This is a genomic window from Pseudomonas sp. B13(2017) (assembly GCF_002113245.1).
GTDB lineage: Bacteria > Pseudomonadota > Gammaproteobacteria > Pseudomonadales > Pseudomonadaceae > Aquipseudomonas > Aquipseudomonas putida_Z.
Genome location: NZ_NEJX01000002.1, coordinates 66,168 through 85,066, shown reverse-complemented (window position 1 = coordinate 85,066; position 18,899 = coordinate 66,168). Strand labels below are relative to the sequence as shown.

15 protein-coding genes are annotated in these 18,899 nt (G+C 66.5%); 9 read left to right on the top strand and 6 right to left on the bottom strand.

Annotation, left to right across the window (positions count from 1 at the left end):
- Positions 1 to 54: 54 nt before the first annotated feature.
- The 3 genes from dsbG to dsbD are packed head-to-tail and all read right to left on the bottom strand — an operon-like array spanning position 55 to position 3,366.
- On the bottom strand, positions 55 to 813 hold the full coding sequence (gene dsbG / locus CAG44_RS03590) for a thiol:disulfide interchange protein DsbG (RefSeq protein WP_046615068.1): 759 nt from the start codon (positions 811 to 813) through the stop codon (positions 55 to 57).
- 1 nt (position 814) lies between these two features.
- A complete protein-coding gene (locus tag CAG44_RS03585; protein WP_025340001.1) occupies positions 815 to 1,651 on the bottom strand; it encodes a TlpA disulfide reductase family protein in 837 nt (278 codons plus the stop codon).
- Positions 1,651 to 3,366: a protein-disulfide reductase DsbD gene (dsbD, locus tag CAG44_RS03580; protein ID WP_085691606.1), complete on the bottom strand. Its 1,716-nt coding sequence runs from the start codon at positions 3,364 to 3,366 to the stop codon at positions 1,651 to 1,653. The genes CAG44_RS03585 and dsbD overlap by 1 nt, the downstream gene beginning before the upstream one ends.
- A 325-nt stretch (positions 3,367 to 3,691) precedes the next feature.
- Between dsbD and CAG44_RS03575 the strand changes: the two genes are divergently transcribed.
- The 8 genes from CAG44_RS03575 to CAG44_RS03535 all read left to right on the top strand — a co-directional run bounded on the left by CAG44_RS03575 (position 3,692) and on the right by CAG44_RS03535 (position 13,534).
- Complete coding sequence (locus CAG44_RS03575) at positions 3,692 to 6,523, top strand: xanthine dehydrogenase family protein molybdopterin-binding subunit (protein ID WP_085691605.1); 2,832 nt, start codon at positions 3,692 to 3,694, stop codon at positions 6,521 to 6,523.
- Entirely contained in the window at positions 6,516 to 7,052 is a 537-nt protein-coding gene (locus tag CAG44_RS03570) for a (2Fe-2S)-binding protein (protein WP_013973477.1), read from the top strand. Before CAG44_RS03575 ends, CAG44_RS03570 begins: the two co-directional genes overlap by 8 nt.
- Positions 7,053 to 7,054: 2 nt before the next feature.
- A complete protein-coding gene (locus tag CAG44_RS03565) occupies positions 7,055 to 8,266 on the top strand; it encodes a cytochrome c (protein ID WP_075045863.1) in 1,212 nt (403 codons plus the stop codon).
- 3 nt (positions 8,267 to 8,269) lie between these two features.
- The gene (locus CAG44_RS03560; protein ID WP_085691604.1) at positions 8,270 to 9,241 is read left to right on the top strand and encodes an XdhC family protein; all 972 of its coding nucleotides are present in this window, start codon (positions 8,270 to 8,272) and stop codon (positions 9,239 to 9,241) included.
- On the top strand, positions 9,238 to 9,801 hold the full coding sequence (locus tag CAG44_RS03555) for an NTP transferase domain-containing protein (protein ID WP_085691603.1): 564 nt from the start codon (positions 9,238 to 9,240) through the stop codon (positions 9,799 to 9,801). Before CAG44_RS03560 ends, CAG44_RS03555 begins: the two co-directional genes overlap by 4 nt.
- 120 nt (positions 9,802 to 9,921) lie before the next feature.
- Entirely contained in the window at positions 9,922 to 10,605 is a 684-nt protein-coding gene (locus CAG44_RS03550) for a response regulator transcription factor (protein WP_025339994.1), read from the top strand.
- Positions 10,602 to 11,924, top strand: coding sequence for an ATP-binding protein (locus CAG44_RS03545; protein ID WP_085691602.1), 1,323 nt, complete (start codon positions 10,602 to 10,604; stop codon positions 11,922 to 11,924). The genes CAG44_RS03550 and CAG44_RS03545 overlap by 4 nt, the downstream gene beginning before the upstream one ends.
- A 218-nt stretch (positions 11,925 to 12,142) precedes the next feature.
- Entirely contained in the window at positions 12,143 to 13,534 is a 1,392-nt protein-coding gene (locus CAG44_RS03535; RefSeq protein ID WP_085691601.1) for an aspartate aminotransferase family protein, read from the top strand.
- 141 nt (positions 13,535 to 13,675) lie between these two features.
- On the opposite strand, the gene CAG44_RS03530 is transcribed toward CAG44_RS03535, so the two are convergent.
- On the bottom strand, positions 13,676 to 14,797 hold the full coding sequence (locus CAG44_RS03530; RefSeq protein ID WP_085592795.1) for a cupin-like domain-containing protein: 1,122 nt from the start codon (positions 14,795 to 14,797) through the stop codon (positions 13,676 to 13,678).
- 142 nt (positions 14,798 to 14,939) lie between these two features.
- Here CAG44_RS03530 and CAG44_RS03525 point away from each other — a divergent pair, with 142 nt between their 5' ends.
- The gene (locus CAG44_RS03525; RefSeq protein ID WP_085691600.1) at positions 14,940 to 15,908 is read left to right on the top strand and encodes an alpha/beta hydrolase; all 969 of its coding nucleotides are present in this window, start codon (positions 14,940 to 14,942) and stop codon (positions 15,906 to 15,908) included.
- A gap of 133 nt (positions 15,909 to 16,041) precedes the next feature.
- On the opposite strand, the gene CAG44_RS03520 is transcribed toward CAG44_RS03525, so the two are convergent.
- The gene (locus CAG44_RS03520) at positions 16,042 to 17,328 is read right to left on the bottom strand and encodes an aminotransferase class V-fold PLP-dependent enzyme (protein WP_085691599.1); all 1,287 of its coding nucleotides are present in this window, start codon (positions 17,326 to 17,328) and stop codon (positions 16,042 to 16,044) included.
- Positions 17,329 to 17,345: 17 nt separating this feature from the next.
- Positions 17,346 to 18,692 (bottom strand): pyoverdine-tailoring dipeptidase-like protein PvdM, encoded by a 1,347-nt coding sequence (gene pvdM, locus CAG44_RS03515; protein WP_085691598.1) that lies wholly within the window; start codon positions 18,690 to 18,692, stop codon positions 17,346 to 17,348.
- Positions 18,693 to 18,899 lie beyond the last annotated feature (207 nt).

Sequence of the window (18,899 nt, the reverse complement as noted above, 5' to 3'; positions counted from 1 at the left end):
CTGCCACAGCCTTGTGCTGCGAATGGGCTGCAAGGCAGCCCCGGCGATTTCACATCAGCGCTTGCCGAGAATCTTCCCAAGCAACTCCGGCCGCGGCGCGCCTTGCTGGCTCTGCAGGTTGCCCTGATCATCCTGATAGAAGATCGCCGGGGTCGCCTGCAACCCCATTTCTTCCATCAGCGCCATGTTTGCCGCCAGCTTCTGCTGCACCGCCTCCGGCACCTGCTCCAGTGCCTTCAACTTGCTGGCTTTGCCCGCTTTTTCATGCTCGTGCAGTGCCTTGGCCGGGTCTTTCGCCGCCAGCAGCGCCGCCGACTTGCCCGGGCTGTCCTCGCGGATGATGCCGACCATGATATGGCGCAACTGCACCTTGCCCGACTCCACCCATGGCCGCGCCTGTTCCCAGAACATGTTGCAGTACGGGCAGTTGGGGTCGCTGAACAGGTACACCTTGCGCGGTGCATCGTCCTTGCCGTCGGCGATCCAGGAGGTTTTCTCCATCTTCGCCCAGATTTCCTTGCTCATCGGCGCATACACCAGCTTTTTCAGCGGCTCGGCACTGAGGTCGTTGCCCTGTTCGTCGAACAGGCTGCCGACCAGTACATGCTTGCCGTCAGGGGTGAGGTACAGCGCCAGGCCATTATTCTGGTACTCGGCGGCATACCCGCGCAGGCCGTTGGGGGCGTCGAAGCTGCCTTTGATCACGGCGCCCTTGGCTTGCAGTTGCGCAATCGCCTTGGGCAGCTCTTCGGCCTGCAGGGTAGGGGCAGCTAGCAGAGCCAGGGACAGGGGCAGCAGTGCAGTCAGTCGCATGTCAGTTTCCTTGTGCGGCAGGGGCGGGCGCGGTGGCCCGGTCGAAAGGCTCCAGGGCATGGCGCAGGCTGGCCCGGGACAGCTCGCCCAGATGGCTGCCGACCAGGCGCCCGTCGGCGTCGTAGAACAGGGTGGTGGGCAGGGCCATGGAGCCGACGCGCTGGGCCAGCAGACCGGTGCCGTCGAACAGCACGTGGGTCAGGCTCAGGCCGGTGGTGGCGAGGAAGGTGCTGACGTTTTCCGGGGTCTCGCCCTGGTTGACGAACAGGAAGGTCACGTGCGGGTAAGCGCTTTGCGCCTGTTGCAGCACCGGCATTTCGCGTCGGCAGGGTGGGCACCAGGTGGCCCAGATGTTGATGACCAGCGGTTTGCCGCGGTAGCTGTGCAACGCTACGGATTGGCCGTTGGCCTTGCGCAGGCTCAGCTCGGGCAGTTCGGTGCCCTTGCTGTACAGGTGGCCACCGAGGCTGGCCAGGCCCCAGAACAGCGCGCCGCTGAACAGCGCCCAGCCCAGCGGACGGCGCAGGCCCGGATGGCGCCAGCCCTGCCACAGGGCGCCGAGCACGATGCCGGCAAGGCCCGACCAGAACAGGAAGCCGCCATCACGGATATCGATGATCTGCAGCGGGTCGTCCTGGTACATCGGCCAATAGGCCAGCACGAAGCCGGCGCGTGCGCACAGCAAGCCGATCAGGAACAGATTGAACAGTGCCGATTCCGGGCTCTCGCCGCCACGCCGGGCGACCCACCAGCCGACCATGCTGGCGATCACCAGGGCGGTGAGCATCAGCAGGTGGTTGAGGGCCATGGTCAGTGGCCCGAGGGTTACGGTCAGCATCAGCCTTGGCTCCTGGTCTGGGTCCAGTGTTGCAGGAAGGCGGCTGCATCCACCTCACCAGTGATGCGCCGCGCGCGGCGTTCGTCGCCTTCCGGGCCGACCCAGATGATGCTGGGCGGGCCAGGTACCTGGTAGCGCTGCAGCAGGGCCTGGCTGGCCGGGGTGTCGGCGGTCACGTCCAGGCGCAGCAGGTGCACACCGGCCAGGCCGGCCTGCACGTCGCTGCGGGCGAACACCTGTTTTTCCATGACCTTGCACGACACGCACCAGTCGGCATAGTAGTCGAGCATCACCCACTGGCCACGGGCCTTGGCTGCATCCAGTTCGCGTTGCAGGTCTTCGGGGCGGCTGACGGTGACGAAGGCGTCCTCGGTGTGCTGGCCGGTAGCCGGCGCAGCGCCGCCACCGGCGAACGGGCGCAGCGGCTGCCAGAGGTCGTCGCCACCGGCCGCCGCCCCCACCAGCAGCAGGCCGCCCCACAGGGCACCCAGCAGCGGCAACGCGCGCAACGCCGGCAACCGCTGCAGGGCCGGCCAGGCAGCCCAGGCCAGGGCAATCAGCAAGGCGCCGCTCAGGGCCAGCAGCAATGCTGCGGGCAGCAGGCTGCGCAAGGTGTATAGCGCCATGCCCAGGAACACGAAGCCGAACACGCCCTTGACCCGGTTCATCCAGGCGCCCGGGCGGGGCAGGAAGCGGTTGCCGAGGGTTACCAGCAACAGCAGCGGCACGCCCATGCCCAGGCCGAGGCTGAACAGTACCAGCGCCCCCTGCAGCACGTCGCCGCTCTGGGCGATGTACAGCAGCGCGCCGGCCAACGGCGCGGTCATGCACGGGCCCATCAGCAGGCCGGATAGCGCGCCCAGCAGCGCCGCGCCATACAGGTTGCCACCACGGGTGCCTTGCCCGGCGCGGTCGAGGCGGTCACGCACGGCGGCGGGCAGTTGCAGTTCGAAGGCGCCGAACATCGGCAGGGCGAGCAGCACGAACAGCCCTGCCAGGCTGCCCAGCAGCCAGGGTTGCTGCAGCCAGGCCTGCAGGCTGGCACCCAGCAGCGCGGCGACCACGCCCAGGGCGGCATACACCAGGGCCATGCTCAGTACATAGACCCCGGCCAGTATCCAGCCGCGCCGGGCACTGGCGCCATTGCCCATTACCAGCCCGGCGAGGATCGGCAGCATCGGCAGCGAGCAGGGGGTAAAGGCCAGCAACAGGCCCAGGCCGAAGAACGCCAGCAGGCTCCAGGCCAGGTGGCCTTGTTGCAGGTCGCTGGCCAGGGCCTGGTCACTGGCTTGTTCGGCCGCCGGCACCACACTGCCACCCAGGTCGACCAACGTGGTTTGCGGCGGGTAGCACAGGCCGGCGTCGGCACAGCCCTGCCAGCCCAGGCGCAGCTGGCCCCGGGCATCGGCCGGTAGCAGCAGTTCGAGCTGGTCGCGGTACACCGCGCTGTCGCCGAAGAACTCGTCGTGATGATTGAGAGCGGCTGGCAGTTGCGGGTGCTGTTCGGCAGGCAGGCCGTCGAACTTCAGGCGCTTCTGATACAGGTAGTAGCCAGGCTGGATCTGGAAGAACAGGCGCATTTGGCCGTCGGCCTGGCGGTCATGGGTAAGCACGAAGGCCTGGTTGACCGGCAGGAAGTCCGGTTTGACATCGAACGGGTTGGCCTGCAACGGGCCGGCCAGCAGCAGTGTCAGGAAGAGCAGGAGGACGCGCATGTCTTCGCCTTGGCAGTACGTTGAAAGGGGTCATGCTGGCTTGGGTCGATTAACCCAAGGTTAACTCTGGTTTTTGGTCAGGGGGGGCGCATCAGGGCTTGGAGGTGTATGCCGTGGGATTGTTTGCGCCTGGGAGATCCTAAGACAACCACCTACCAGCCCCAGAGCAAATTCCGCCCCAGATCCCAGACATGTCGCGACATATTGTCGACTTGACTTTGCCTGCGCCAACACAATTGCTGTAAAGTTGACGTACAGGTCAGCTTTTCAGGCTAGTACCAGAATCAAAAAAAGGGCAGTCCCCCTGCTGCCCAGAGGATCAAGCATGTCCAACCGTGATATTTCCCGGCGCGCCTTCCTGCAAGGCGGCCTGATCGCTGGTGTCGGCGTGACCATGGCGCCGCTCGGCAGCCAGGCATTCGCCGCGCTGATGGAGGAACGCGTCACCACCTCGCCGCAGAAGTGGATGAACCATGACGGCAAGGCGCGTTTCCGTAACGATGCCTTGTCCAAGGTGTGCGGCGACAAGGTGTTCGCCCGCGACATCCGTGCCAAGGACATGCCCGGCTGGCCCGTGCAGCAGGGGCATGCGCTGCTGCTCAAGGCGACCAAGGCCGACCGTATCTATGCCGGCCATGACCTCAGCCTGCTTGGCGCCGACCTGCAGCCGGACCGCATCGTCACCGCGGCCGACCTGGAAAAGGACGGCATCGCCTGGCCCGAGGCCCACTCGCCCGACCCGCTGCTGCCGCCCGGCAAGGTGCCGATGTTCATCGGCCATCCGGTGGCGATCCTGATCTGGCACGACTTCGAGCGCTTCCGCCAGGCCAAGCGCAAGCTGCAGTTCAACGACCAGGCGATCCGCTATGGCGCCCAGGCGCCGCTGTACCAGCGCGACCCCTACGGCAGCTTCCGTTTCGTGCGCGTGGGCGGTGCCACGCCGTTCGACGACGATGAATTTTCCAGCCTGAAGAATTCCATGCTGTTCCCCACCATCCTCAACCGCAAGCCGGTGTGGTCGAAGCAGCCCAACCAGCATGGCGATCTGACCGAGCAGGGCCTGTTCCATGCCAAGCGCATGGCCGAGCAGCTGGACAACCCGCCAGAGGACTGGCTGGTGTTCGACGAGCGCTACAAGACGCCGTCCATCGAGCCGGCCGCCCTGGAGCCGGACAACGGCAACGGCTGGTACGACCCGGCCAGCGGGACGCTGCACTTCGTGGTCGCGACCCAGTGCCCGTTCGAAGTGGCGCAGGAATGCGTGCACATGATCAAGCCGTCGCGCTTCGCCCTGAACACGCTGAACATGCACCCGGGCTATACCGTGGGCTACGGCTCGAAAGACAACAACATCTTCGTCTTCTACGCCGCCGTGGCCGCGCTGTATGGCGCCGGTGTGCCGATCCGCCTGGCCAACGACCGCTACGAGCAGTTCCAGAGCGGCATCAAGCGCCATGCCTTCGATATCCGCTACCAGTTGGCGGTGGACAAGAAGGACAACAGCTTCAAGATCTTCCGCGCCGACATGAGCTGCGACGGCGGCGGGCGTATCAACTACAGCCCGTCGGTGGCAGCGGTGGGGGCCACGGCGGCGCAGTCGATCTACTACATGCCGCAGAACGACCTGTCGGTCACGGCCTATCATTCCCGTGGCGTCGAGGCCGGCTCCATGCGCGGCTACGGCACCCTGCAGACCATGGCCGCCACCGAAATGATGGTGGATGAGATCGCCGGGCGCCTGGGCGTCGATGCCATTGACCTGCGCCGCGCCAACGCGCTGAAGTCGGGCATGAAGAACACCCAGGGCGCGGTCCCGGCCGGCGCCCTGCGCTTGTACGAGATTCTCGACAAGGCGGCCGTGCACGACTGGTGGCGCAACCGCGATGCGCGCAAGCAGCAGATGGACGCCAAGGACCCGGACCACTGGTATGGCGTGGGCTTTGCCATCTGCCAGAAAGACTTCGGCACCGGCTCCGAAGCCCCCATGGCCAGCATCGAATTCAGCCGCGATGGACGCATCAGCCTGCGCCACATCGGCACCGAACTGGGTACCGGCATGTCCACCTCCCAGGCCCTGGTGGTCAGCGATTTCCTTGGCCGCTCGGCCGACGAGGTGAAGACCGCGGTCACCGAATGGCCGGAGCTGCAGCTGACCACCAGCGGCAACCCGTACCTGATCAGCCAGCCCGAGCAGGACGCCGCGCTGCGCAACCCGCGCTGGGTCGGCAAGCTTGCTTCGCCGTCGTCGGCGACCAACTCGGCCTTCTACTTCAGCCATGCCACCCGCGAAGCGGCACGCGTGCTGTTCAACCACGGTCTGTGGCCGGCGGCCATGGCCATCTGGCGCCAGGGCCCTTACGGCGGCCAGGCCAACCCGCTGGTGGTGCGCCGCGAGAATGCGGTATGGGTCAACGGCGAGCTGACCGGCAACGGCCTGTCACCGATCCCGTTCGCCCAGCTGGCACAAAAGGCCCATGACATGGGCCTGGTCACCGGCGTCAGCGTGCACGGTTTCAACCGCTGGAGCTGGGCCGAGGCCGACTTCGTCATCGACGGCGTGCGCGAACGCTTCCCGCTCGACGCGGTGGCGGTGAAATACGGCGATGGCGCGGTGAACGCCAAGAAGGCGCAGATGAGCAGCCACGGCTACCACCTGCTCGACCGGCAGAACGCCGCCTACCCCGACACCCAGCTGAACAACGCCATGGTCACCTACTACAGCCCGGTGGCGACCATTGTCGAAGTCAAGGTGAACAAGGGCACTCACGAAGTGCAGGTACTCAACCATCACAGCTGGGTCGAGTGCGGCCGGGTGCTGGTGCCGGAACTGGTCAAGGGCCAGCTCGAGGGCGGTATCGCCATGGGCATCGGCCATGCCTTGACCGAAGAAATGCCGTTGTACGAGGGCGGGCCCGGGGAGGGCGACTGGAACTTCAACCGCTACCGCCTGCCGCATGCGCGCGACGTGGCGGTGTGGCAGCAGACCAGCGAAATCCTCCCGCCGCTGTCACCGACCGACCCGTCCAAGGGCATCGCCGAGGTGGTGATGATCCCGGTCGTCGGTGCCATCGGCAATGCCGTCGCGCATGCCATCGGCAAGCGCGTTCGCGATCTCCCCATCACCCCAGCCCGTATCAAGGAGGCCCTCAATGGCTAACCGTCCACTGCAACTGACCCTCAACGGTCAACCGGTCGGCCCGGTCGAGGTCCCCGACGACCTGGCGATGATCGACTACCTGCACGAACACCAGAACCTCACCGGCTCGCGCCTGGGCTGCGGCCAGGGCATCTGCCACGCCTGCGTGGTGATCGTCGACAACCCCGACGGCACCAGCGAGGAGGTGCGCACCTGCATTACCGGCGCGCATTACTTCGAGGGCAAGAAGGTCCGCACCATCGAGGGCCATGCCAAACAGGACGAGGCCGGCAACCTCACGCTGAACCCGATCCAGCAGAAGTTCGTCGACCTGTTCGCCTTCCAGTGCAGCTACTGCGCGCCGGGCTTCGTCAATGCCGCCACGGTGCTGGTGGAAACCGCCCAGCGCCAGCCGCTGAAGAAGAGCGAGGTGGAAGACCGCATCGAGGCGAGCCTGGGCCACCACATCTGCCGTTGCACCGGCTACGTGCGTTACTACGACGCCACCCGCACGGTGCTCAACGACCTTGGCCTGGTCAAGGAGGGTTGAGCATGGGTCTTGTTCGTAGCGCACTGGCGCTGGCTCTCGGCCTTGCCATTACCTCGCTTGCCCAGGCAGCCGACCAGGCGCAGGTCAAGCGCGGTGAATACCTGGCCCGTGCGGCCGACTGCATGGCCTGCCACACCGCCGAAGGCGGCGCGCCGTACGCCGGCGGCCTGCCGATCCATTCGCCGTTCGGCACCATTTACGGCAGCAACATCACCCCGGACAAGCAGTACGGCATCGGCAACTACAGCGCCGACGAATTCTTCGCGGCGGTAACCGAGGGCAAGCGCAAGGACGGCGCCAACCTCTACCCGGCGATGCCGTACACCTCGTACCACCTGATCAAGCGCGAAGATTCGGACGCGATCCTCGCCTACCTGATGACCGTGCCGCCAATCAACCGCCCGGCACCGCAGACTGCGTTGCGCTTTCCGTTCAACGTGCGCCAGGGGCTGAGCGGCTGGAACATGCTGTACGGTAAAAGCGTTCAACTGCAGCCGACCGAGGGCAAAAGCCCGGCCTGGCAGCGTGGGCAGTACATGGTCGAAGTCATGGGCCATTGCGGCGAGTGCCATACCCCGCGCAACCCGATCGGTGCGTTGCAGCAAGACCAGCGCCTGAGCGGCGGCCTGCTGGGTGGCTACCTGGCCCCGAGCCTGCTGGCCCAGGACCTGGCCGAGCGCGGCTGGACCCAGCCGGACCTGACCACCTTCCTCAAGCATGGCATCAGCGCCCAGGGCAGCATGTTCAACGAAATGTTCCCGGTGGTGCACCACAGCACCCAGCACCTGGAGGATGCCGACCTGGCGGCCATGGCCACCTACCTGCTGGGCGACCAGCCACCGCCGGCCAAGGCCATCCAGGCGGTGGCGCTGGAGCAGATGAGCGACAGCGCCAGGCGCGGCCGCCAGCAATACCTGAATGTCTGCGCGGGCTGCCATGGGGTGGACGGCGAGGGCAAGCCGCACATCGCCGTGGCCATGCGCGGCAACACGGTGCTGCGCCAGGCCGACTCGCGCAACCTGGTCAAGGTGGTCCTCGAAGGCATCCGTGAGCAGCAGTTCACCGGCTTCGAGCGCATGCAGCCGATGCCGGGCTTTGCCGACAAGCTCGATGACCAGCAGGTGGCGGATATGGTCAACTACCTGCGCCAGGCCTGGGGTGGATTGCCCGGTGACCTCAGCGTACAGCAGCTCGCCGAGCTGAAGGCGGAGTAAAGGGTGCAGCATCTCGATCTACAGGTGGTCCGCCAGGCGTTGCAGTGGTCGTGCGGCGGCCAGCGGGTGTGGTTGTGCACGGTGCTCGCCACCTATGGCTCGGCGCCCCGTGCACCGGGCTCGCTGCTGGCGGTGAACGCCAGCGGGCAGTGGCTGGGTTCGCTGTCCGGTGGCTGCGTGGAAGACGACTTTCTCGAGCGCGTGGGCCGGGGGGAGTTTCCCGAGCCAGTGGCCATCGTGCGTTATGGCGATGGCAGCGACTCGCGTTCGAGCATCCGCCTGCCCTGTGGCGGCGTGCTGGAAGTGCTGGTGGAGAACCTGCCGGCCGAATGTGACGTGCAAGCGCACCTGCGTGAGCTGGAAAGCGCATTGCAGGGCCAGCGCCGCGTGCTGCGTGAAGTGAGCCTGCCCGAGGGTAGGCGCCTGCTTGCCGATGACCACAGCCAGGGGCCGCGTGTGCAGCGTGAAAGTGCCTGTGTACGCTTGCGTGTGGGGGCCGCCCAGCGTCTGCTGCTGGCCGGGTACTCCAGCGTCGCGCATTTCTGTGCCGAGTTCGGCAAGGGCATGGGCTTCGAAGTCATCCTCTGCGAGCCGCGTGACGAAGTGCTCGACGGCGTGCGGCTGGATGGCATCGAAGTGCGCCACGAGCTGCCGTCAGAGTTCATCGCCCATGGCGGTTGCCATGCCGACACGGCGGTGGTGGCGCTGACCCACGACCCGAAGATCGATGACCTGGCGATGCTCGAAGCGGTGCGCACCGAGGCGTTCTATATCGGTGTGATGGGCTCCCGGGTGACCTCCGACAAGCGCCGCGAACGCCTGCGGCGGATCGGTGGCCTGGGCGAGGTCGAACTGGGCCGCATCCACGCCCCGATCGGCCTCAACCTGGGCAGCAAGACCCCGGCCGAGATCGCTTTGGCGGTGCTGGCCGACATTCTGCGGGTGCGCAACGGCATCGAGCGGGGCGCGCTGTGAGCGTGGTTGCGCTGGTGCTGGCGGCAGGCCGCGGCACGCGTTTCGGTTCAGACAAGCGCCGGGCGACCTTGGCTGATGGTCGCAGCCTGCTGGCGCATAGTGTGGAACGGGCCCAAGCGGTGTTCGATGATGTGCGCGTGGTGTTGCGCGCGGGCGAGTGGAGCGAGGATTTTGCCTTGCCTGCCGATTGCCGGGTTATCGCCAGCCCGGATGCGGCGTCGGGAATGGGGCATAGCCTGGCTGCCGGCGCCAGGTCGTTGGGTGACAGCCAGGCGCAGGCGGTGGCGATCTTGCTGGGTGATATGCCTTGGATCGAATCGGCCACCTTGCGTCGGTTGGCCGAGGCGGCCACCGCCTCGACCATCGTGTTGCCGCGCCATGCGGGGCAGCAGGGGCACCCGGTGGTCTTCGGCCGCGACTTCTGGCCGGCGCTGGGGCAGCTTGCCGGGGATGAAGGGGCCCGGTCGGTGGTGCAAGCGCATCGGGATCGTTGCGTGGTGGTTGAAGTGGAGGATGCTGGGGTGTTGCTGGATGTAGATACGCCGCAGGGGTTGATTTAGGCACTGGTGTTCGCCATCGCACCCAAGACGAACACCACAATCCACCCCACAAAAGGTCCATAATCCCCCCTTAATCTGCCCAAGGTGCAATGCCAGCCACACCATTCCGGGAGCCCCGCCATGCACGTTCTGCTCTGTGAGGACGACGACCTGATCGCCGCCGGCATCTGCGCCGGCCTTACCGCCCAGGGCCTGACCGTGGACCGTGTGGGCAACGCCGCCGATGCACGGGCGATGCTGCAGGCCGCGCAGTTCGACGTGATGATCCTCGACCTTGGCCTGCCCGACGAAGACGGCCTGAAGCTGTTGCGCCGCCTGCGCGAGAAAGGCGAGACGCTGCCAGTGCTGGTGCTCACTGCCCGTGATGCGGTCACCGACCGGGTCGATGGCCTGCAGGCCGGCGCCGACGATTACCTGCTCAAGCCGTTCGACCTGCGCGAGCTGGCTGCTCGCCTGCACACCCTGCTGCGGCGGGTGGCCGGGCGGGCGGTGAATGTGATCGAACACGGCCCGCTGCGCTACGACCCGAGCAGCTGCGAGGCAACCCTGGCCGGCCAGCCGGTCGACCTGTCCCGGCGTGAACAGGCATTGCTCCAGGCGCTGCTGCAGAACCCCGGGCGGGTGCTGTCCGGCGAGCAGCTCAAAGACTGCGTGTACGGCTTCAGCGACGAAGTCGAGAGCAATGCCCTGAACGTGCATATCCACCATCTGCGGCGCAAGCTGGGCAACGGCATCGTCGAGACCGTGCGCGGCCTGGGCTACCGGCTGGGCCCGGCGCAGGCGCCGGAGGAGGCCGCATCATGAGCCTGCGGGTACGCCTGAGCCTGATCCTGGGCAGCGCCTTCGTGATCATCTGGGCGCTGGCCGCCGCGTGGATGCTGCGCGACCTGCGCCAGCAGATGATGTTCTCCCTCGACCAGCGCCTGGTGGCTTCGGCGCGCATGGTTGCCGGGCTGATCGACCAGCTGCCGCAGCCGCTGACCGCCAAGGGCGGGGAGGCGCACTTTTCCGCCGACCAGTTCAGCGTGCCGGACGGCATGGCCTGCCAGGTCAGCTCGCTGCGTGGCGAGATTCTCGCCAGCAACCACAAGCACGACGGCGTCATGGACGATGAACGCAGCGGTTTCCGTGACCAGACCATCGACGACGCGCTGTGGCGCACCTTCACCTACAACCATGGCGATGTGCGTATCACCACCGCCGACCGGCACATGGAGCGCGAGGCGCTGAACCAGTCGATCCTGCTGGCAGCCTCGGCGCCGGTGCTGATGGCCCTGCTTGGCAGCCTGGGGTTGTTGTGGATCGGCCTGGGCAAGGGCCTGGAGCCGCTCAACCGCATGCGCGATGCCCTGCGCCGCCGGCGCGCGGACAGCGTCGAGCCGCTGCAGGTGGCGGGCATGCCCAGCGAACTGCAACCGTTGCTGGAAACCCAGAACCAGCTGTTCCTGCGCATTGCCCAGACCATCGAGCGTGAGCGGCGCCTGACCGACGATGCCGCGCATGAACTGCGCAGCCCGCTGACGGCGATCAAGACCCACCTGCAGGTAGCGCGGATGACCGATGGCGCCGTGCGTGAGCAGGCGCTGGAACATGCCGAGCAGGGCGCCGACCGCATGCACCGCACGCTGGAGCAGTTGTTGATGCTGGCGCGGGTGGAGGGCAGCCTGTCGTTCGAGGATGGCGTGCAGTGCAGCGCCGAGCAGGTGGCCCGGCAGGCGGTGCAGGATGCCGGCGGCGGTGACAACCGGCGCATCGTGCTGCGCTTGCCTGAAGCCGCTACGCAGATCTACCTGGGCATGCCTGCGCCGTTGGCGGTGGCGGCGCTGCGCAACCTGCTGGACAACGCCTTGCGCCATGGCGGCGACGAGGCGGTGGAGCTTGAGGTGCAGATGGCTGACGGCCAGGTGGGCTTCATGGTGCGGGACCATGGGCCGGGGATTGCCGAGGCGGACCTGGAACACCTGACCGAGCGCTTCTGGCGTAACGGGCAGAGTGGTGGATGCGGGCTGGGGCTGGCGATCGTGCAGGCGATCGTGCAGCGTTGTGCCGGTAGCCTGAAGTTCGACAGCCGCAGTGATGGGTTGCGGGTGTTGTTGCAAGTGCCGGCGCGCTCGGCCAGCTGATCTTCACTGTCTGTGCCGGCCCTTTCGCGGGCTTGCCCGCTCCCACAGAGATCGCATGCATCTCAGACCCTGTGCAGTACCTGTGGGAGCGGGCAAGCCCGCGAAAGGGCCGGCACAGGCAGAGTAAAATACAGTAACAACCGCTAAATCCTCCCCGCACTCAAGCGTTTCCCAAGCGACGAACACCCGCACTTTCGCTTGCTTGCGAGGATTCACCCATGTCCACCGCTTCCTGCCTTGCCCAGGTCCCGCCGGCCAGCGCGCCGCGTGCCTTGTACGAGTTCACCGATTCACCCTTGCTGCAACGCCAGCAACAACAGGAGTCCAACGCTCGCAGCTACCCGCGGCGCATCCCGCTGGCACTCAAGCGCGCCCGTGGCATCCATGTGGAGGATGTCGAAGGCCGCCAGTTCATCGACTGCCTGGCCGGCGCCGGCACCCTGGCGCTGGGCCACAACCACCCGGTGGTGGTCGAGGCGATCCAGCGGGTACTGGCCGATGAGCTGCCGTTGCACACCCTGGACCTGACCACGCCGGTCAAGGACCGCTTCGTCCAGGACCTGTTCGGTGTGCTGCCCGAGGCGTTGCGCCGTGAGGCCAAGGTCCAGTTCTGCGGCCCGACCGGTACCGATGCAGTGGAAGCAGCGCTGAAACTGGTGCGCAGCGCCACCGGTCGCAGCACCGTGCTGGCCTTCCATGGCGCCTACCATGGCATGAGCCAGGGTGCGCTGAGCCTGATGGGCAGCCATGGCCCGAAGCAGCCGCTGGGTGCCTTGCTCGGCAACGGTGTGCAGTTCATGCCGTACCCCTACGACTACCGTTGCCCGTTCGGCTTGGGCGGCGAAGCCGGGGTCAGGGCCAACCTGCATTACCTTGAAACCCTGCTGCTCGACCCGGAAAGCGGCGTGCCGCTGCCGGCGGCGGTGATCCTCGAGGTGGTGCAGGGCGAGGGAGGGGTGATCCCGGCCGATATCGAGTGGCTCAAGGGGGTACGCCGTATCACCGAGCAGGCCGGCGTGGCGTTGATCGTCGATGAGATCCAGAGCGGTTTCGCCCGTACCGGGCGCATGTTCGCCTTCGAGCATGCCGGCATCATCCCGGATGCGGTCACCTTGTCCAAGGCCATTGGCGGCAGCCTGCCGCTGGCGGTGGTGGTGTACCGCGACTGGCTGGATACCTGGAAGCCGGGCGCCCACGCCGGCACTTTCCGTGGTAACCAGATGGCCATGGCGGCGGGCTCGGCGGTGATCGATTACCTGGTCGAGTATCGCCTGGCAGAGCATGCCGAGGCCATGGGCCAGCGCCTGCGCCAGCACCTGCAGCAGTTGCAGCGGGATTATCCGCAGTTGGGTGATATTCGCGGGCGTGGCCTGATGCTTGGGGTGGAGCTGGTGGACCCGCAAGGCCAGCGGGATGCGCTTGGGCATCCGGCGGCCAACCGTGAATTGGCGGCGAAGGTGCAGCGCGAGTGCCTCAAACGCGGGCTGATCCTGGAACTTGGTGGGCGGCATGGGGCGGTGGTGCGCTTCCTGCCGCCGTTGATCATCAGTGGCGAGCAGATCGATGAGGTCGCGCAGCGCTTTGCCGAGGCGCTGATCGCGGCGGTCTGATCGATTGCCGGGGCCGCTGCGCGGCCCTATCGCCGGCAAGCCAGCTCCCACAGGGACTACGCCGACCGGAAGGCTTGCGCTGTACCTGTGGGAGCCGGCTTGCCGGCGATAGGGGCGCAAAGCGCCCCCTGCTAATCCCGGCTACCAACCGCGCCCGGAATTCACCCAGAAGTTCACCGACAGCGAGGTGGTCACAGACTCCACCTGGTGGAACCACCCTTCAGGCAGGAACAACAGGTCACCGGCCTGCAGCACCACGCGCAGGAACGGCACCTCGCGCGCCGCCGGGAAGCGCTGGTAGTCCGGGGCGTCGGGGTTGAAGTCGCAGCCGTCCAGGCCGCCCTTGGGGCTGGTCGACCAGGTACCCAGGGCCGGGCGATGGTGCGGCGCGGCAAGGATGAACGACTTTTGCCCCCATACCTGTGCGAACAGGTTGTCGGTGTCGTCGCGGTGCAATGGCGTCAGGGTGCCCTTGGGGCCGATCCAGATGCGCGGCGCAATGAACTTCTCGCGGGCGAAGTACTGCGGGTAGCGAATCAGCGTCAGCAGCTTTTCCGGCACGATGTTGTTGCCCATGTAGGCCGGGGTTTCGCCGGGTTTGGCAGGGGTGTCCAGCGAGGCGATGAAGTCGGCCATGGAAGTGGAACGGAAGTCGCGGTCGGTGGAGAAGGTCTTCTTCACGTAATCGCCGTGCCGGGTGATGCCCTGCAGTTCGGCGAAATGCTCCAGCGAAGCTTCGCGGCCCATGGTGAACAGCGGCCAGTCCTGCAGGGCATCGCTGATGACCACCGGCGTCCCGTGCGCCAGGTATTCGCCCTGGAAGCGCGCCAGCGGCATGTCGGCGCGGGCAATGCGTGCCACCTCGCGCTGCACCGGTTGCGCGGCCGACACCCGTTCGCTGAGGCGTGCCGGTGTCGGGTAGCGTTGGTTCATCGACACCTTGGTCGCCGGCGCGCCGCGCCGGGCGTTGCTGATGATCTGCGGCAGCAGGGTGGCCAAACCCATGTTGCCGCTGATCTTCAGGCGGGCGCTGGCGAACAGCTCTTCGACGTTGGCGGTGCCGCCCATGATGCCGAGGAAGTCACGCTCGGCCACCTCGATGGTGACGTCCGGGGCGCTGTGCCGGCCGGCACCGGTGCGGCTGCTGTCGCGCACCTCCGACCAGAAGGCCCGGTCCTGGCCGAAGACGAACTGGAAAACGCCTTCGATGCCGACGGCATGGGCGTTGGCGAACAGTTTGCTGAGGATGCTCTGAAGGTCCACGGTATGCCTCTGGCGGTCTTTCGTTGTGCTGGGATAACGAGTGCCTGCACCAACGATTTAGCCGTGTGGGCGGGTAATTTTTCGGTGTGCTGCTACGTCCCGTAGGGAGGCTCGAGTCACATTGTTCACCCAAGGAACCCACATGGCATTGCACCCTGATCTGGCGGCATTTCTGGAACTGGTCGAATTTGGCCGGCTGACGGGCAGGAGCCTGCCCATGCACGCGATGGACGTGGCCCAGGCCCGTGCCGAGTTCGAAGGCAGCTCGCAGGTACTCGACCCGAGCCCGCCCGGCAACGTCACGGCCAGCGAGTTGCAGATTACCGCGCGCGACGGTGCCCGCCTGGCTGCTCGCCTGTACCGCCAGGGCGATGCTGGTGCTGCCTTGCAGCCAGTGATCCTGTACCTGCATGGCGGCGGCTATGTGGTCGGCAGCCTCGATTCGCATGACTCGGTGTGCCGTCGCCTGGCGGCCCTGGGCGAGTTCGCGGTGCTGGCGGCGGACTACCGGCTGGCACCGGAGCAGCAGTTCCCGAAAGCCCTGCACGATGTGCTGGACGCCGCCAACTGGCTGGCTGAGCAGGCGGCCTCGCTGGGCCTGGACAACCGCCGGGTGGTGCTGGTAGGGGACAGCGTGGGCGCCAGCCTGGCGGCGGTGCTGGCCATTACGGCGGTGGAGCAGCCCGAGGCGCTGGCGTTCAAGCCGCTGGCACAGTTGCTGTTCTACCCGGTGACCGATATCTCCTGCTGGCGTGAGTCCCATCGCGAGCATGCCGAGGGTTACCTGCTGGAGACGCCTACCCTGGAGTGGTTCTACCGGCACTATGCGCCGCAGCGCGAGCAGCGCCTGGACTGGCGGGTGTCGCCGTTGCTGTCGACGCTGTGCGAGCCATTGGCGCCGGCTTGCCTGTTCGTGGCCGAGTATGACCCGTTGCATGATGAGGGCATGGCCTATCGTGACTGGCTGGTGGCGGGTGGGACGGCGGTGACCTTTGCCCGGGTGGAGGGGTTGACCCATGACTTCTTGCGCATGTCGGGGATCGTGGGGCAGGTGGAGGGGATTTACCGGGATGTCGGGGAGTGGTTGAAGCGGGTCGGCGGCCAGTCCTGACTTGAGCTCGCCGGGGGCGCGTTGCGCCCCTATCGCCGGCAAGCCAGCTCCCACCCCGACCGCACCGACTTCAAGCCATTTGCAGTACCTGTGGGAGCCGGCTTGCCGGCGATAGGGCCGGTACAGGCAACCCTCAAGCGCGCAGGTAGCGCTTCAGAATATCCCCCAATCGCTCGATCTCCGCCTCGGTATTCAACAGCCCAGGCGCCGTCCGCACCACCGGCCCGACATCCCGCGACACCGCATCGACCACGATGCGCTGGCTGTTGAGATACCGGGCCACCTCGTCAGCATCCTGCCCCGTGACCCGGAAGAAGGTGAAACCCGCCGAATACTGCGTGCTGCGCGGTGTCACCAGCTCGACCCCCGGCAGCGCCTCAAGCCGCTGCCTGAGATAGCCATTAAGCCCATGAATCCGCGCCTGCACCGCCGCCTTGCCCAACTGCAGGTGCAGCTCGAACGCCTTGCCCAATGCCCAGCGGTGCTCGAACGCGTGGTAACCCCCGGGCGTCATCACTGTGGCAAAGTCCTCGTTCTCGGAAAACGTGGCAATGGTCGGGTTCAGCTGCTTCAGTTCGGGGGACGCCGCACAGATGATCCCGGTACCCCGCGGCCCGAACATCCACTTGTGCGTGCCGGCGATGAAGTAGTCGCAGTTGAGATCGGCAAAGCGCATGTCTTCGACGCCGAAGCCATGCACACCGTCGATCACGTAGATGATCTGGTCCTGCTCGTCACGCTGGCGATTGACCTCGCGCACCAGCGCGCCGATCTCGCCCACGGGCAGTTTCACGCCACTGCCCGAGTGCACCCAGGTCATGCCCAGTACCCGTGTTTTCGGCCCGATGGCCGCCGCGATGGTGGCCAGTACCTGGTCGCTGTTGACCTTGGCGGGGTCGTCGAACAGGCGCAACCGGTGCACCGGTGTGCCATCGCGCGTGGTGCGAAAACCCATGGTATGGCGAGCGGCCGAATGCTCGTGCATGGTGGTGAGAATTTCCTGCCCCGGGGCAATCTTCAGCCCGCCATAGATCAGCCCCAGGCCTTCGGTGGTGCTGCCGGTCAGGGCGATTTGCCGGGGCGTCACTTCGAGGTAGCGGGCCGCCCATTCACGCACGGCGGCTTCGTGCTTCCACTCCGACTGGCTGTCCCAGTCGACCATGCGGGCCGGGTGGCGGTCGAAGCGGGCGCGCAGCGCCTCGATGGCTTCGCGCACGGGCCGTGGGTGCGAGGTGATCAGGAAGTTGGCAAAGTGCGCGTACGCCGGGTCCAGCTCGAACAGGTTGCGAAACGCGGCCCAGTCGCTGGCGGTGGCAGGCTGCGCAGCCGCCGCTCGGGCGGCAGGCAGCAGTGGGCTTGTGAGGGGCAGGGCGGCCGCAAGCAGGCCGGCCTGCTTGAGAAAGGTGCGACGATCGTTCATCAATTGGCTCGCAAGGGTCAGGGGGATGAGGTGGCGACAGGTTGCGCGGCGCGCTGCACCTGCTCCCACACCCGCAGGAAGTTGCCGCCCCAGAGCTTGGCGATATCCGCTTCGGAGTAGCCGCGGCTGATCAGTTCGGCGGTGACGTTGCGTGCTTCACTGGCGTTCTGCCAACCGTCGATGCCGCCGCCTTCATTGAAGTCCGAACTAAGGCCGACATGGTCGATGCCGACCTTGCGCACGGTGTAGTCGATGGCGTCGCCATAGTCCTTGAGCGTGGCCGGCGGTTCCTCCTCGAGAATGCCGTACAGCGCGTTGGCGTACTGGCCGACCTTCTGCTCGGGCCAGCCGGCGATCACCGGGTCACCGGGCATCAGTGCGTAGTCGAGGTTGGCCAGTGGCGGCAGGTCGTAGCGGGCGCGCAGGGCGTTGAGTTTGTCCTGGGTCTTGCTGCTCAAGGGCTTGAGGTAGGTGGAGAAGGCCACCAGCTGGACCACGCCGCCGCTGTCCTTGATCAGCTGCAGCTCCTTGTCGGAGAGGTTGCGCTTGATGTCGACCATCGCCCGCGGCGCCGAGTGCGAGGCCACCACCGGCGCGCGGCTGAGGGCAACGGCCTGGGCCAGCGCCTTGCTGGACATTTGCGACACATCGATGATCACGCCCAGGTCGTTCAGCCGCTGCACGGCGCGCTTGCCGAGCGGCGACAGGCCGTCCAGGGCATCGGCGGTGTCATTGAAGAACGGCAGCGGGCGCGAAGAGTCGGCCCAACTGTTGTTGCCCACGTAGCTGAAGCCGAACATGCGCACGCCGCGCGCGGCCCAACGGTCGAGCTGGTCGATGTCATCGCCCAGCGCATAGGCGTTGAGCATGCTGAGGAACACCGCGAACTTGCCTTCGCCGTGCAGGCGCCGCATGTCTTGCGGGGTATAGGCAATACCCACCTGCTGCGGGAAGTCGCGGACCATGGCGGTGATGGCGTTGTAGCGCACCTCCTGGGTGTGGCGGGCGGCTTCGACAAAGCCTGGGGTAGGGCGGTGCGGGCCACCGTCACCGGTCCAGGACTCCGGCCAGGCGAAGATGGTCAGGGCCGCGCCAGACGAACGCCCGCGTGCGGCCTTGGCCAGGTCGAAGCGGCCATTGCCATCCTTGTCGGCCTCGCTGCCTTCGGTGCCGAAGGTCAGCGGCAGGGTGACATGGCTGTCGAACGAGATGATGCGTTCCTGCAGGTCGTTGGCCTGGCGGGTCACCTCCCTGGAATAGCCGGCGGGTGTGGCGAAGTAGTGCCAGGCGGCAAACCCGGCGCCAGCGGCAACCGCCGCGGCCAGGCTGATAAACAGGGCTTTCTTCCAGCGTGGAGTCGTCATCTTGGTCTCAATAGGTTCACCGTCGAGGGATGGGCACAGAGGCCGCCGCTACCTGCAGTGAACGAGCTCGCAGCCGAGAAATTTAGCGCCTGTCGGGGGCCGCCATGCGGCCCAATCGCCGGCAAGCCAGCTCCCACCTCGAGCGCATTGGCCTCAAGCCATGTGCAATCACTGTGGGAGCTGGCTTGCCGGCGATTGGGCTGCGCA

Excerpts from the sequence above, each read along its gene's own strand:
- dsbG (WP_046615068.1), bottom strand. The coding sequence starts at position 813 with ATGCGACTGACTGCACTGCTGCCCCTGTCCCTGGCTCTGCTAGCTGCC.
- CAG44_RS03585 (WP_025340001.1), bottom strand. The coding sequence starts at position 1,651 with ATGCTGACCGTAACCCTCGGGCCACTGACCATGGCCCTCAACCACCTG.
- dsbD (WP_085691606.1), bottom strand. The coding sequence starts at position 3,366 with ATGCGCGTCCTCCTGCTCTTCCTGACACTGCTGCTGGCCGGCCCGTTG.
- CAG44_RS03575 (WP_085691605.1), top strand. The coding sequence starts at position 3,692 with ATGTCCAACCGTGATATTTCCCGGCGCGCCTTCCTGCAAGGCGGCCTG.
- CAG44_RS03570 (WP_013973477.1), top strand. The coding sequence starts at position 6,516 with ATGGCTAACCGTCCACTGCAACTGACCCTCAACGGTCAACCGGTCGGC.
- CAG44_RS03565 (WP_075045863.1), top strand. The coding sequence starts at position 7,055 with ATGGGTCTTGTTCGTAGCGCACTGGCGCTGGCTCTCGGCCTTGCCATT.
- CAG44_RS03550 (WP_025339994.1), top strand. The coding sequence starts at position 9,922 with ATGCACGTTCTGCTCTGTGAGGACGACGACCTGATCGCCGCCGGCATC.
- CAG44_RS03545 (WP_085691602.1), top strand. The coding sequence starts at position 10,602 with ATGAGCCTGCGGGTACGCCTGAGCCTGATCCTGGGCAGCGCCTTCGTG.
- CAG44_RS03535 (WP_085691601.1), top strand. The coding sequence starts at position 12,143 with ATGTCCACCGCTTCCTGCCTTGCCCAGGTCCCGCCGGCCAGCGCGCCG.
- CAG44_RS03525 (WP_085691600.1), top strand. The coding sequence starts at position 14,940 with ATGGCATTGCACCCTGATCTGGCGGCATTTCTGGAACTGGTCGAATTT.
- CAG44_RS03520 (WP_085691599.1), bottom strand. The coding sequence starts at position 17,328 with ATGAACGATCGTCGCACCTTTCTCAAGCAGGCCGGCCTGCTTGCGGCC.
- pvdM (WP_085691598.1), bottom strand. The coding sequence starts at position 18,692 with ATGACGACTCCACGCTGGAAGAAAGCCCTGTTTATCAGCCTGGCCGCG.